General features: G+C 40.7%; 11 protein-coding genes. 7 read left to right on the top strand and 4 right to left on the bottom strand.

Annotated elements, in window-relative coordinates; translation table 11 throughout:
* Positions 1-54 precede the first annotated feature (54 nt).
* From G529_RS0110380 to G529_RS0110365, 4 genes are read left to right on the top strand one after another with little or no spacing between them, the layout of a single operon-like run.
* A complete protein-coding gene (locus G529_RS0110380) occupies positions 55-591 on the top strand; it encodes a DsrE family protein (RefSeq protein WP_026915459.1) in 537 nt (178 codons plus the stop codon).
* Positions 592-601: 10 nt separating this feature from the next.
* Complete coding sequence (locus tag G529_RS0110375) at positions 602-1,876, top strand: amidohydrolase (protein ID WP_026915458.1); 1,275 nt, start codon at positions 602-604, stop codon at positions 1,874-1,876.
* Complete coding sequence (locus G529_RS0110370) at positions 1,876-3,471, top strand: FMN-binding glutamate synthase family protein (RefSeq protein ID WP_026915457.1); 1,596 nt, start codon at positions 1,876-1,878, stop codon at positions 3,469-3,471. The genes G529_RS0110375 and G529_RS0110370 overlap by 1 nt, the downstream gene beginning before the upstream one ends.
* A gap of 5 nt (positions 3,472-3,476) precedes the next feature.
* On the top strand, positions 3,477-3,998 hold the full coding sequence (locus G529_RS0110365; RefSeq protein WP_026915456.1) for a DUF7935 family protein: 522 nt from the start codon (positions 3,477-3,479) through the stop codon (positions 3,996-3,998).
* On the opposite strand, the gene G529_RS0110360 is transcribed toward G529_RS0110365, so the two are convergent.
* The 3 genes from G529_RS0110360 to G529_RS0110350 are packed head-to-tail and all read right to left on the bottom strand — an operon-like array spanning position 3,982 to position 7,923.
* Complete coding sequence (locus tag G529_RS0110360; protein ID WP_026915455.1) at positions 3,982-4,905, bottom strand: patatin-like phospholipase family protein; 924 nt, start codon at positions 4,903-4,905, stop codon at positions 3,982-3,984. The two genes, G529_RS0110365 and G529_RS0110360, sit on opposite strands and share 17 nt — an antisense overlap.
* A complete protein-coding gene (locus tag G529_RS0110355; RefSeq protein ID WP_026915454.1) occupies positions 4,905-5,807 on the bottom strand; it encodes a patatin-like phospholipase family protein in 903 nt (300 codons plus the stop codon). The genes G529_RS0110360 and G529_RS0110355 overlap by 1 nt, the downstream gene beginning before the upstream one ends.
* Position 5,808: 1 nt before the next feature.
* Positions 5,809-7,923 carry a M1 family metallopeptidase gene (locus G529_RS0110350; RefSeq protein ID WP_026915453.1) on the bottom strand — a complete coding sequence of 705 codons (2,115 nt, stop codon included), beginning with the start codon at positions 7,921-7,923 and terminating at the stop codon, positions 5,809-5,811.
* 126 nt (positions 7,924-8,049) lie between these two features.
* Between G529_RS0110350 and recG the strand changes: the two genes are divergently transcribed.
* The 3 genes from recG to pheT all read left to right on the top strand — a co-directional run bounded on the left by recG (position 8,050) and on the right by pheT (position 13,763).
* On the top strand, positions 8,050-10,149 hold the full coding sequence (recG, locus tag G529_RS0110345; RefSeq protein ID WP_026915452.1) for an ATP-dependent DNA helicase RecG: 2,100 nt from the start codon (positions 8,050-8,052) through the stop codon (positions 10,147-10,149).
* A 143-nt stretch (positions 10,150-10,292) separates the two neighbouring features.
* On the top strand, positions 10,293-11,198 hold the full coding sequence (locus G529_RS0110340; protein WP_157514606.1) for a tetratricopeptide repeat protein: 906 nt from the start codon (positions 10,293-10,295) through the stop codon (positions 11,196-11,198).
* A 132-nt stretch (positions 11,199-11,330) separates the two neighbouring features.
* Positions 11,331-13,763 (top strand): phenylalanine--tRNA ligase subunit beta, encoded by a 2,433-nt coding sequence (gene pheT, locus G529_RS0110335; RefSeq protein ID WP_026915450.1) that lies wholly within the window; start codon positions 11,331-11,333, stop codon positions 13,761-13,763.
* A gap of 74 nt (positions 13,764-13,837) precedes the next feature.
* On the opposite strand, the gene G529_RS0110330 is transcribed toward pheT, so the two are convergent.
* Positions 13,838-14,416 (bottom strand): DUF4136 domain-containing protein, encoded by a 579-nt coding sequence (locus tag G529_RS0110330; protein ID WP_026915449.1) that lies wholly within the window; start codon positions 14,414-14,416, stop codon positions 13,838-13,840.
* Between the last annotated feature and the right edge of the window lie 117 nt (positions 14,417-14,533).

Raw genomic sequence — 14,533 nt, 5'->3', positions numbered from 1 at the left:
ATTGCACGATATTTTAATATCTTTAAAAACTCAACTTTATTTCGTCGCACATACATGAAGAAATTGATCACGCTATTGAGCATCCTTCTGGTAAATTTATCTTTCAGCCAGCAATTTGAAACTGGAAATGTTATAGCCGATTTTGGCAAAACTGTCGCAGTTCCTCACGCGAAATTTGAAGTTGATACCAGTCTCGTATACAAAGTGGTTTTTGATATCGACAGAAATTTTAATCCTTCTGAAGTAAATAAACTGGCAGAAACCGCCGCCCGGTTTTTGAATATGCACGAAAAAGCCGGAGTAGATCCTGAAAATATACATATAGCTCTCGTCTTCCATGGATCGGCAACCAAAGATGTTCTTGATGACTTCTCATATACAAAGGCTTATCCTGATACTAAAAACAATCCAAATACTCCCCTTTTAACAGCCCTGGCCAATGCGGGTGTGGAACTTATCCTTTGCGGGCAAAGTGCAGCTTATCATAACTTAAAACCTGAAGATGTTCATAAAGACGTTAAATATGCGCTTTCCGCCATGACGGCACTGGTACAGCTTCAGGCAAATGATTATCAATTGATCAAATTCTAAACTTTCTAACATGAGATATATAATTACTCTTGGCATTTTTCTCACAACACTTGGTCTTCAGGCGCAGCAGAATATTCCAGAAAATGAATTTCAGAATATAGAAGAACGGGTGATCGAGTGGCGTAGAGACCTCCACCAAAATCCTGAATTATCCAATCGCGAATTTGAAACCGCTAAAAAGATCGCAGCACACCTGGATTCTTTAGGTATCGAAACCAGCACCGGAATTGCAAAAACCGGTGTTGTAGGAATTTTAAAAGGTGACAAACCCGGTAAAACCCTGGCGCTTCGAGCAGACATCGATGCGCTCCCAGTTACAGAAAAAAATGATCTGGAATTTAAATCGACTAAAACTACCGAATTTTTAGGCACCCAAACCGGGGTAATGCATGCCTGTGGTCACGATACACATACGGCAATTCTAATGGGTGTGGCAGAAATTCTTTCCAAACACAAAGACAAGATTCATGGCAGCGTTAAATTTATTTTTCAACCTGCGGAAGAAGGACCACCACCGGGGGAAGAAGGTGGAGCTTCACTGATGATCAAGGAAGGTGTTCTTGAGAATCCTGCAGTAGATGCTATTTTTGGTTTGCATATTAACGCTGCTACTCCAGTAGGCACGATTAAATATAAACCTGAAGGCACCATGGCCGCCGTTGAAAGATTTGTGATCAATGTTCAAGGTAAACAGGCGCATGGCTCTGCTCCATGGAGTGGCGTGGATCCAATACTCATCTCTGCCAAGATCATTGACGGCCTGCAAACGATCATAAGTAGAAATGCAGATCTAACGGAGTCGGCTTCTGTGATCACGGTTGGAAAGATCACGAGCGGTGTGCGTTTCAACATTATTCCTGAAACCGCCGAACTTATTGGAACCGTTAGAACCCTGGATCCTGAAAACAAGAAAGTGATCTTATCCAGAATGCGTGAACTTGTACCGGCAATTGCTAAGGCATACGGTGGTTCTGCCACGATCGACATTCAGAATAATACTGCGATCACATTTAATGATGTGGCTCTTACGCAACAAATGCTTCCTACTCTTGAAAATGTTGCAGGAAAGGAGAATGTCAATTTGATGAAAGCAACTACCGGTGGAGAGGATTTTTCGTTTTTTCAGGAGAAAGTTCCGGGATTCTACTTCTTTTTAGGTGGAATGCCTGAAGATGGAGAACCTACAAGACATCATACTCCGGACTTTTTTATTGATGAAAGCGGACTTTTACTTGGCGTAAAAACCATGACACAATTAACTCTTGACTTTTTAAGCAATTCCTAATGGACCAGTTTTTAAGCTTTATATCATCTATTCCATGGTGGGGATGGATTCTATTCGTATTAGTGCTCATCGCGATCAATGATGTACTGTTCAACCGGAAACATACCATCAAACATAATTTCCCGGTGGTTGGACACTTACGTTACTTCCTGGAAAGCATTGGACCGGAAATACGACAGTATCTGGTTGCTAATAACAGGGAGGAGTTGCCATTTAACCGGCGCGAACGAAGCTGGATCTATGCTTCAGCAAAAAACGAAAATAATTATGAGGGTTTTGGTACAGACCAGGATATGTATTCATCTCATTATATTTTCGTAAAAAATGCTATTCTCCCTTATAAGTTACCAGCTGGACATCCAAATGAGAAAAACTCAGGATTGATACCCTGTGCCAAGGCAATGGGAACTTATAACAAGCGGAAACGACCATTCAGACCGGCCTCGATTATTAACGTGTCGGCTATGAGCTATGGTTCACTTTCTGCAAAGGCCATAGAATCTTTGAATGAAGGCTGTAAACTTGCCGGAGCATACCACAATACTGGAGAAGGCGGGTTGTCTCCTTATCATAAAAAAGGAGCTGATGTTGTTTTCCAGATAGGAACCGGATATTTTGGAACCAGGGACGAGCATGGGAACTTCGATATGTCCAGGCTGGTCAAACTGGTACAGGAGAATCCGCAGGTTCGAGCTATCGAACTTAAGTTATCTCAGGGTGCAAAACCCGGAAAAGGAGGTGTACTTCCAGCGAAAAAGATTTCCCAGGAAATTTCTGAAATTCGCGGAGTTCCCATGGGAAAAGATGTACTTTCCCCAGCATATCATTCCGCTTTCGATGACCTCGATGGAATGGTGGATTTTATTGAAGAGATGGCGGCCGCTACCGGACTACCTGTAGGAATAAAAGCAGCGATTGGTAATCTCGCCGACTGGCATACCCTTGCAAAAATCATGAAATCTAAAAACCACGGACCTGACTTTATAAGTATTGACGGTGGCGAAGGCGGAACCGGTGCTGCACCACCTAGTTTTGCCGATCACGTTTCAGTGCCATGGATCTACGGTTTCAGTGATGTTTATAAAATCTTTCAGGAATATGAACTTACCGACAGGGTCGTATTTGTAGCGGCTGGGAAACTAGGATTCCCGGCAAAAGCCGCGATGGCATTTGCACTGGGTGCAGATTGTATCAATGTTGGTAGGGAAGCGATGATGAGTATTGGCTGTATACAGGCACAAAGCTGTCATACCAATACCTGCCCTACCGGAATTGCAACCCAGAACAAATGGCTGCAAAGAGGTATTGATATTGCAGATAAATCCATGCGCACCAATTTCTATTTTGTGAAATTCAGAAAAGAGCTGCTGCAGATCACCCATGCCTGTGGTCATGAGCATCCGGCACAATTTACTACCAATGATATTGAGATCAATCTGAGTGATAAAAATTTGTCAAATACTTTAGAATCTACTTTTGGATATACCAAGGATAAAGTAAATTTCCAGTCTGTACAGGATCTGGTAAGCTGTCCTCATTTAGGTGGTAATCTTGATCTCAAATCACTTCAGAAAACAGAAAAGGCAATACACTAATACTTATGAATGAATTTGATGCTTTGCAATTGATCTATGCGCTACTACCCGCCGCAATTGTAGGTCTGGTAAGTTTTTACTTTTTTCACACTTATTCCAGCAATGAAGAAAATCGAAGAAGATTTTTATTGCTGAGAGAAAAACAGAAGACTTCATTACCCATTCGATTACAGGCGTATGAAAGACTCACATTATTCCTGGAAAGAATATCCCCTGGAAAACTTTTATTTCGCGTAGAACCTGTTACTGAGGATGTTCCGTCTTATACCAGCTTATTGATTGCCAATATCGAGCAGGAATTCGAGCATAATCTCGCTCAACAAATCTATGTGAGCAACGAATGCTGGGATTATATTAGAACTTCAAAAAACGCGACAATTAGTATGATAAGAAATGCTTCTGAAAAAGAAGGCGTTGTAAACCCAGATGACCTGAGAAAAATTATCCTGGAAACCATGATGGAAAAACAGGCACCTACCGAGGCTGCTTTAGGTTTTATCAAACAGGAAGTTAGAAACCTAGCTTGAACCAGGAAGATTTGGCCGCTTTGCGTTCCATCTCTTTTTTCTCCGCATATTCAAATCCCTGCTGCCACCAGTCGGTCATATCTTTTTTATTGAAAACAAGTGAATTTTCGGTTAGCTTGGTAGGAGTGTAATAAATATTCAGCTTTACTTTTTTATTCATTGCCGCTAGTTTTCCCTCGACGATATCATGATATTCAACCTGGTCCAGTAAAAATCCGAATAGATTTACCATCAATGAAAATGGATTTTTTCCTAGGATTTTATTGTATTCCATATTTTCAGCTTCGAGGATAATGGCATCCACTTCAGTAGCACCTCTTTTGATAGCCTCTCTAATGGGAACCACGCATCCCAGGCCGCCATCGGCGTACTCAAATCCGTCTTTGGTGGCGAGACTCATGAATGGGATGTAATTGCAGCTTATCCAGATCCAGTCACAAAAATCATCGTACTCGAAATCGTGTATGGATTTATATTCTACCCTGTTCTTGGAAAGGTTGGATACGGTAACCACCACGTCTTTGATATTGGACTTGAGCTCATTAAAATCCTGCTGAGAAAAATTTTTCCGGATGCTTCTTCTCAGCGCTTTACTTTCCCCGAAAGTTCGGCGTTGCCGAATGAATTGCCAGACCGTATTGAGGTAATTGATCGTTACATATTCCCGGCCATCTTTCTTTTTGACCACAAATGGATTTACACTGAAGATCTTTCTTTGGGTTACGTTGGTGTAGATATCATAAACCTTCTGGATATTGCCAGCCGCAAGGTGTGGGATAAGCAAACTCCCTGTACTGGTACCTAAAAAAAGATCATACCTTTTCTTTTGTTCCTGAATTAGATGTTGGGCAACTCCGCCGGCAAAGGCGCCTTTACTTCCTCCTCCAGATATGACCAGTGCACGCATTAAGGTTGAATTTCGTTAATTTCTTCGTTTCTGTATTTGGCAAATTCGTAGCCACTCTCCCACCATTCCTGCATTTTCTTTTTATCAAAAATAAGAGAATTCGTGGTTAGAACGCTTGGAGTATAATAAAAATTGAGAATGCAGTTCTTATTCGCCGCAGAAAATTTCCCGATCCGTATATTTTGAGTTTCGATCCTGTCCAGCATAAAAGCGAACAGATTGGTAATGAGCGAAAACACATTCTTTGATGGCATCCTGTTAAAATAAGTCACTTCCGTTTGCAGGATGATCGCATCCACTTCTGTAGCACCACGCTTGATCGCTTCTTCTATGGGCACCATACTTCCCAGACCACCATCGGCATATTCACAACCATTTTTGGTAACCAGGCTCATAAAAGGCGTGTAATTGCAGGAAATCCAGATCCAGTCTATGAACGCCTCGTAGTCATAGTCCCTAATGCTTTTATACTCCACCTCATTCAGAGAAAGATTGGAGACCGTTACTACAATTTCTTTGTTGCTATCCTTCAGTTGCCTGAATTCTTCCTTTGTAAATGTCTTCTGAAGCAGGGTTTTAAGATTCAGACTATCGCCGAACGTCTTCCTTCCTTTTAAAAAATTCAGAATAACATTGAAGTGATTGATCGTGATGGTTTCCTGCCCGTGCTTTTTTTTGATCAGGAAAGGCCTGCTACTGAAAATGCTGGATTGATTCACGCTTGTAAAAGCCTTTTTCACCTTATCTGCCTTATGCAGTGCCATATGGGAAAGAAGCAAGCTTCCCGTAGAAGTGCCTATGAATAGCTCGTAATCGCGTCCCAGCTCCTGGATTAGATATTGCGCAACTCCACCGGCAAAAGCTCCTTTGCTTCCTCCTCCTGAAATTACGAGTGCTCTCATCTTAACTGGAAGTTTTAGAATTTAAATATCTAGTGTACTGCTCATCAAGGTTTGAAGCCAATGACATCAACTTTTCCCGATATTCCTCATTGGCGATCAATTCATCCAGCAATTGTCTCGCGAAATCCCTGAACCGGTAAGCATGATGAGCTGTTGCCATCAAAAGACTCTCTAAACTTGCTTCATTAAAAGCTCCTAATTGGTATAAATATCCAAAAGCATTTTCCCGCACTTCAAAAGGATTTGAGGGGTTGGTGTAACCTGATAATTCCTCAAAATATTCAGAGGTTTTTTCCGGCTCAAATTCGGCGCTGACCAGGCTTAAGGTTAGCCAGAGCATACGAACGTTCTTATTATAAAATCCGTCAATATTCCTGGTTTTCTTAAGATAATCTGCTTTTTTCTTCGGAAATCTTTCCCATAGCTTAAACAAGGCCTTTTCGACGGTGAGATAAGATTCATCTTGCAGCAGGCTTTCGAAACTTGCTTGCAATTGCGGCAGAATTGTTTGCATGCTGGTAGCGACTGCCTGTCTCACGTACAGATTGTTCGATGCAAATGCTTTTTTGTACAGGTTTATGGCTTCTTCTGAATTTTCTCCCGCGAGTTGATACACTACCTCCTGCCCTAAATAATCATTTACAGGGAAGTCCAGGATTTTATCCAGATATTCATGCTTTGTTTGAAGCGGAGTTTCCCGCAATGCTGCAAGTTCGAGATACGATTTTATAAATTCAGATTCCTTTAAAGCGTTTAGTGATTGGTTGGCCTTGAAAGCAGATTGTTCCAGCCAGTCTGCTTTATATTGAGTAAGGTCCATGCCGGAAGCCAATTCCATTTCAGCAAGAAAGTTATCGGTTTCAACGTTCTGGAAAGCATAAGTCTCCAGGTAATTTTTCAATCCCTTTCTAAATGCTTCCTCACCAACTTTCTGTCTTAGAATATGTAATGCCCAGGCTCCTTTTTGATAATAAGTACTGGAACTTCCGGTTGACGATAATAATTTCTGTCCTTTTCCGGAATCGCTTAACTCCTTTAAAACCTCAGCCGACTGGTATAGCTTCCAGTAAAAATAGTCCTCACCAAAAATATCTTTTTCAGCTAACAAGGCATAATAAGTCGCGAAACCTTCATGAAGCCAGTGATGCTTTCCGCTTTTCTCGGTTACCAGGTTACCAAACCATTGATGAGCCAGCTCGTGCGCATTTACATTCACATAATTTTGATCATGGTAGCCAATAGAGTCCACCATAAGAGATTCAGAAAAAATGGTGGTTCCTGTATTCTCCATTCCTGCATACAGAAAATCTTTAACGGGAATCTGCTTATAATTTCGCCATGGATAATCGACACCAATCTCTTTCTCTAAAAATTCCATGATCCTTTTGGAATGTCTGAAGCTAGGCTCTACGCGCAAAGAATCCTCGGGCAGATAATAATTCCTGATCTCTACTCCGGTATTCGTTGTACTGTTCACAGATCGATACTTACCCGCCGCGAAGCCAACCAAGTAAGAACTCATAGGTTTTTCCATATTGAATTTCCAGAGTCTAACGGAATCGTTTATAATTTCATTTCCAATCTGTTCTCCATTGGCGATAAGTTCATAACCGGCAGGAAATTCGAAACTAAGATCGAATTCTGCTTTCTCATTCATATCATCCACACTTGGCAGCCAGCTGGATGTGTATTTTCCCTGGCCCTGCGTCCAGACCTGCTTTATTTCTTCGCTCGCAACAGATTCGTCCCAATTGATGAAATAAACAGCTTTGCCTGGAGTTACTTCATAGTCAAGGGACAAGGTTATACGATCATCGACCTTAAAGTCATGTAAAATATAAATTCCTTCCACATCTACTGAAAATTCAGGGTTTTTGCCATCTATTCGAACATTCCTGAATTGCATGTTTTTCCCGTTTATAAACAGGCTGTCATCAGGATAAAGGACCTCCAGGGAATAAACTACGCTTCCCTCCACCTTTTTTTGAGTTGGATCAATTTTAAGATGGGCGTCCACTTTATGGAAATCAAATCGTTCGATCTGATGATCGCGAATCTTCTGAGCGTGGATGATGGAAAGATTCAGGATGAAAAAAAGAGCAGCTAAATATCGCATTCAGAATAAAAAATATCGATTGCAAATTACGAAAAATTGACGCTGTTATCAGATATTTCTAAAGATTAAAACGAGTTTCCATACCCTCGCCCATGTAAATCAAACCTATTTAATATCTTCGTTTTTATGATCCAGAACCTGCTGCAAACGCCCATTGAGTATCTTAAAGGAGTTGGCCCCAATCGGGCCGATCTTCTCAAGAAGGAACTCAATATCAGCACCTATCGAGACCTTATCAATTTTTTCCCCAATCGCTATATCGATAAGACAGGTTTCTATAAGGTCGCACAATTGCAGCAAAATTCTTCGGAAGTACAGATCGTTGGCAAGATTGTCCATCTTAAAATGGTCGAACAGAAGAAAGGTAAGCGACTGGTAGCCGATTTTGTTGATGATACCGGGAGAATGGAGCTGGTCTGGTTCAGAGGGCACAAATGGATAAGGGAAAATATCAAATTGAATACGCCTTACGTTATCTTCGGAAAAACGAATTTTTACAGCGGCATGTTCAGCATGCCACACCCTGAACTTGAACTGGTATCAGATTATAAACGGAATTTAAGAGTAGCTATGCAACCGGTATATCCTTCTACGGAATTGCTTCAGAAGAAAGGTGTTACCAACAGAGTGATCATGAAATTGATGCAGGAGGTTCTGCAGCAAACCGGGATGAAATTTTCTGAAAGTCTGAATCCAGGATTACTGGAAGAACTAAAACTTCTGGGAAAAGCAGAATCACTCTTCAATATTCATTTTCCGAAGAACCAGGAATTGCTGGCAAAAGCGCAGTTCAGACTGAAGTTTGAAGAGCTTTTTTATGTGCAACTGCAATTGCTTCGCAGAAACCTTATGCATAAGCAAAAAATCAAAGGTTTCAATTTTGACAAAGTAGGTCACATTTTCAACGATTTTTACAGCAATCATTTGCCTTTCGAACTTACCAATGCACAAAAACGTGTGGTTAAGGAAATTCGTAGTGATATGGGTAGCGGTGCCCAGATGAACAGACTCTTACAGGGTGATGTAGGATCGGGTAAAACCATTGTCGCCCTCATGTCCATGCTGCTTGCTCTCGATAATGGATTCCAGGCATGTTTGATGGCTCCTACAGAAATTCTTTCCATTCAGCATTATCACGGCCTGGTAGAACTTTGTGTGGACCTTAAACTGAATATTCGATTACTCACAGGATCCACGAAAACAAAAGAACGCCGGGAGATCCACGAACAACTGGAAACCGGTGATCTACATATTCTCATTGGTACCCATGCGCTTCTTGAAGACAAGGTGAAATTTAAAAACCTTGGACTGGCCGTTATTGACGAGCAGCATCGTTTTGGGGTGGCACAAAGAGCAAAGCTCTGGAAAAAGAATCATATCCCACCTCACGTGCTGGTGATGACGGCAACCCCTATTCCACGTACACTGGCCATGAGTTTATATGGCGACTTGGATATTTCAGTAATCGATGAACTTCCGCCAGGACGTAAACCTATTAAAACTGTGCACCGCTATGATAGCAATCGTCTCAAGGTTTTTGCATTCATACGGGATGAAATTCAGAAAGGACGGCAGATTTATATCGTTTATCCACTAATACAGGAATCTGAAAAAATGGATTACAAAGATCTTATGGATGGTTATGAAAGTATCGCCAGAGAGTTTCCACAAAACCAGATTTCTATTGTTCATGGCCAGATGAAGCCGGCCGACAAGGATTTTGAAATGGATCGCTTCGTAAGAGGAGAAACAGATATCATGGTGGCCACTACCGTAATTGAAGTAGGCGTTAATGTGCCAAATGCCAGTGTGATGATCATAGAAAGTGCAGAGAGATTTGGACTTTCTCAGTTGCATCAATTAAGAGGCCGAGTTGGACGTGGTGCTGAACAAAGCTTTTGCATACTTATGACCGGCCATAAACTTTCTAACGATAGTAAAACCAGACTGGAAACTATGACCTCTACCAATGATGGTTTTGAGATTGCTGAAGTAGACCTGAAGCTACGAGGCCCCGGAGATCTTATGGGAACTCAGCAAAGCGGCGTACTTAATCTTAAGATCGCAGATATTGTGAAAGATAACGCGATTCTGCAATCGGCCAGGTTTTATGCCAACAAATTGCTCAAAGAAGATCCAAACCTGGAGCAAGAAAATAATATTACTGTGAAAAACGCCTATTCACGACTGGTAAAAAATAAAACGATCTGGAATTACATTAGCTAATCAAATCTTATGAACTCCTGCTAATCAATTGATTAATTTTTTGCTTATCTTTAAGAATACTTACCCCCCGAGATAGCCCTCAAACGCTTTTGTACTTTGGAATGCCTGATTATAGCTTCGGTATAACCACAAAATTCAATATTATGGGCAGAAAATTTAAAATCACATGGGGAATTGCAATTGCGTTATTTCTTTTAACGCTAAGTATGAATGCACAGGAACAGGTCCAGGCATCTGTAGATAAACTTTACCAGGTCTATAAGTCCAATGGCGTTGAAGCAGTTTTGGAAAATTACCAGAAGAACAATCCGAATCCTGCTTACCAGGGCCTGGATGAACCTCTGAACATTTTAGCTTACAGACTCATGCAGGAGGAAAATGATCTGGAAGCAGCAAAAATGTTGTTCCAGGCTCAGATCGATGAATATCCACAGGAAGCCAATCCTTATGATTCATTTTCAGATGTTCTGCTGGAAATGGATAAGAAAGATGAAGCCGTAAAATACATAGAGAAGTCACTGGCCATTGCTGAAAAGCACGATCATGAACAGGATGATTTGATCATGGAAGCAGGTCTGGCAAAAATTGCCATTCTGGAGAACAGAGATAAGCAACTAAACTTTCTAATTGGAAACTGGAATAACGAAACACAGGTCTACCAAAATGGGGAAGTTTTGAATACCACGAATAGTTCGAACCAAATTTCATTTGATGAGGCCGGTTCCATGCTGATCGTGGATCATGATACTGCAGAGAACCAAGCTTGCTGTAAGAGAGTTATGGTGTACAATCCATTAGAGGATGAATTCGACGTGGTCTTTATGCGCAGAAATGCTCCTGAAGGAATCTCCAGTTCAAAAATGAAAGTAAAAGAAACAGGACCCGATCAATACGAGATCGTAGAAAGCTATCTCGATGATAGTAACCAGCAACTCAGATTTAAACATGATATTTTGAAAAAAGATGGCTCGGTAAAATGGGCGATTTATGAAGAAACAGAAAGTGGTTGGAATAAATCCAGAACTATGAATCTTACTAGGAAAGATTGAACTTTTGAAGATTCAAATATTCAAAGGAGACACGAATGGTCTCCTTTGTCATTTAAGGTATACAAAATAGGATTCCAGATTATGACAAAACCATCTGTAATACTATCTTTGCTGGCTGAAAAAGACTAATCCATGAAGATTTCATACAACTGGCTGAAACAGTTTATCAAATTACCTGAAAATGCAGAAACTACCGGAGAGCTTCTTACAGATCTTGGTCTGGAAGTAGAAGGAATCGATACTTTTCAAAGTGTTAAAGGAGGAATGGCCGGCGTGGTAGTTGGTCATGTATTAAGCTGTGAAGCTCATCCAAACGCAGACAGGCTGAACCTTACCAGGGTAAATCTTGGAAATGGAGAAGAAGTACAGATCGTTTGTGGTGCTCCAAATATTGCAGCAGGACAAAAAGTTCCTGTAGCCACTATTGGAACGGTGCTTTATGATGAAAAAGGTGAAAGCTGGGAGATCAAAAAAGGAAAAATTCGTGGGGAAGAAAGCTACGGAATGATTTGTTCAGAAAAAGAACTTGGGCTGGGCCAGAGTCATGAAGGTATTATGGTGATGGACAATGAACTGGTTCCCGGAACTCCGGTTGCTGAACTTTTTGAAGTTGAGAATGATGAAGTTTTTGAGATTGGACTTACTCCTAACCGTGCAGATGCGATGAGTCACTGGGGTGTAGCCCGGGATCTGAAAGCTGGTTACCAGCAACAGGGAAAATTCCTGGAGCTTATAACCCCTTCAGTTAGTAGTTTTCATGTTGATAGCAGAAGTCTAAAGATCCAGATAAAAGTAGATGATTCTAATCTTGCTCCAAGATATTGCGGGGTAACCATTTCTGATGTAAAGGTTGGCGAGTCCCCGAAATGGCTTCAGAATAGATTAAAAGCTATTGGACTTGCACCAAAAAATAATATTGTGGATGCTACCAATTATGTCATGCATGAACTGGGACAGCCACTACATGCTTTCGATGCTGGTAAGATTGCCGGCAACGAGATCAATGTTAAAACCGTGGAGGCCGGAACTAAATTCACGACACTCGATGAAGCTGAACGTGAATTGCATGCTGAAGACCTTATGATCTGCGATGCTGAAAAACCTCTATGTATTGCAGGTGTATTTGGCGGACTTGGAAGCGGCGTTACTGATGGTACCACACAAATATTTCTTGAAAGCGCCTACTTCAACCCGGTAAGTGTTCGAAAAACTGCCAAGAGACACGGGATCAATACCGATGCTTCCTTTAGATTTGAAAGAGGAATCGATATCAATTCGGTAGAATATGCGTTAAAAAGAGCCGCCCTTTTAATAAAGGAGATTTCGGGAGGTGAGATCACAAGCGATATCGATGATCTCTATTTCAAAAAGATCGAAGACTTCCAGGTTTTTTTAACCTTTGAAAAGGTGAATAAACTTATTGGAGAAAATCTTGAGGAGGAAACCATCAAATCCATTCTGGCTTCCCTGGAGATTAGAGTGAATAATGTCACTGAAACCGGGATGGGTCTTACGATTCCTTCCTACCGTGTAGATGTGCAACGAGAGTCTGATGTGATCGAGGAGATCCTTAGAGTTTATGGTTACAATAATATCAAGTTTGGCGACAAACTAAGCCTGTCTGTGGCGAATTCCTCAAAATATGAGGATTATAAAATCCAGAATCTTATTGCACAGCAGCTCATTGGGCAGGGCTTTTATGAGACTATGGCGAATTCGTTAACCACACCTGCTTATAATGACTTTAGCGATGATGCTAAGGACGAATACCAGGTGAATATGCTGAATCCTCTCAGCCAGGATCTTTCGGTATTGCGACAAACCATGCTCTTTTCAGGGCTGGAAGCTATTAGTTACAATCTAAACCGGAAACGAGCAAATCTTCGCATTTTCGAATTTGGAAAGACCTATCATTCTTTCGTTAGTGGCAGGGAAGAAAAAAAACATCTTTCGCTGTTTATGTCCGGTAACAGAACTGCTGAAACCTGGAATGCACCTAAATTTCCCGCAGGCAACTTCTTTTACCTTAAAGGAGTGATCGAGTCGATCTTTCAAAAATTAGGAATTTTAAATACGCTTAAAACCAGGACCGGTAAAAGTTCTGTTTTTTCTGAAAGTCTTCAGATGAGTACAAAAAAATCAAAATTGGTCGATTTTGGAGTAGTTAAGAGATCAATTCTGAAGAAGTTTGATATAGACCAGGAAGTGGTTTACGCAGATTTTAACTGGGACGAGATCATTGAGGTTGCCAAACAGCACCAGAACAAGTTCAGTGCTATTCCGAAGTATCCTAGCATGCGTAGAGATTTTGCTTTGCTTCTTGATAACTCTGTGACTTACGATGAGATCGATCAAATCGCAAAACAAACAGAAAAAAAATTACTGAAGGATGTAAGTCTTTTTGATGTTTATGAAGGAGATAATCTTCCGGAAGGTAAAAAAAGCTACGCAGTTAGCTTTGTATTCCAGGATGAAAACAAAACACTTACAGACAAGCAAGTAGATAAGATGATGAGTAAGCTTCAGTATAGATTCGAAAAGGAACTGAAAGCAGAATTACGCTAATATTCTCTACGTAGTATCAAAATAAAAAAACCGTACATCAAGTACGGTTTTTTTACTTCAGATCATTTTTCAAATTACAAATCTTTAAAGATCTCATCAACATATTCACGAATCTCACGATCCATTCTCTTAGTCTCAATAGTCTCTTCGGAAGTTCCTCTCCATAAGATCTCGTTCGTTCTTCGATCTATAAGGTCAATAACAATCGAGCGCTCACGATATGGCACCTGCTTCACTCTGGATCCACTAATTCTTTGAATTGTAAAATAGTTTTCATACAAGTAATCTTCGTAATAGGATCCAATGAAGAAGCCCGGCTTGTAATATGGGTAATTCGTGTAAACAGGATTTGCATTTACGGCTACCTTTTCATCGAACATCGGGTGAACATACACAAGAACATCAGGTTGTAGCTTATCAAGACTAAAACCTTCCTCCTTCATATTCGCATTAATAGTAGAAACGATGCTGGTGTTGATCGCATTATTATCTAGTTTCCTGCTTAGGATGGTATCCTTGTTTGCCAGAAAGGCGTAAGTATCGTAGGATTTAAGTTTTTTCAGATCGTCTTTTGCTGTAGGAGCACTACTTCCACAAGAGGCCATGCTAAGTGCCACAATACCTAAGACGATGAATGTTTTCAATTTTTTCATAGCGTTATTTTATAAAGATGAAATTAACTGGAAAGAACAGAATAGTAAAATTACAAAGCCGGTTTGACGTTTATTTAACTGAAAAAAGCGGCTTTTCAGCCGCTTTTATACCTTATT

The sequence above is a fragment of the Christiangramia portivictoriae DSM 23547 genome (assembly GCF_000423045.1).
GTDB lineage: Bacteria > Bacteroidota > Bacteroidia > Flavobacteriales > Flavobacteriaceae > Christiangramia > Christiangramia portivictoriae.
This window is presented reverse-complemented; position numbering and strand designations above follow the sequence as displayed.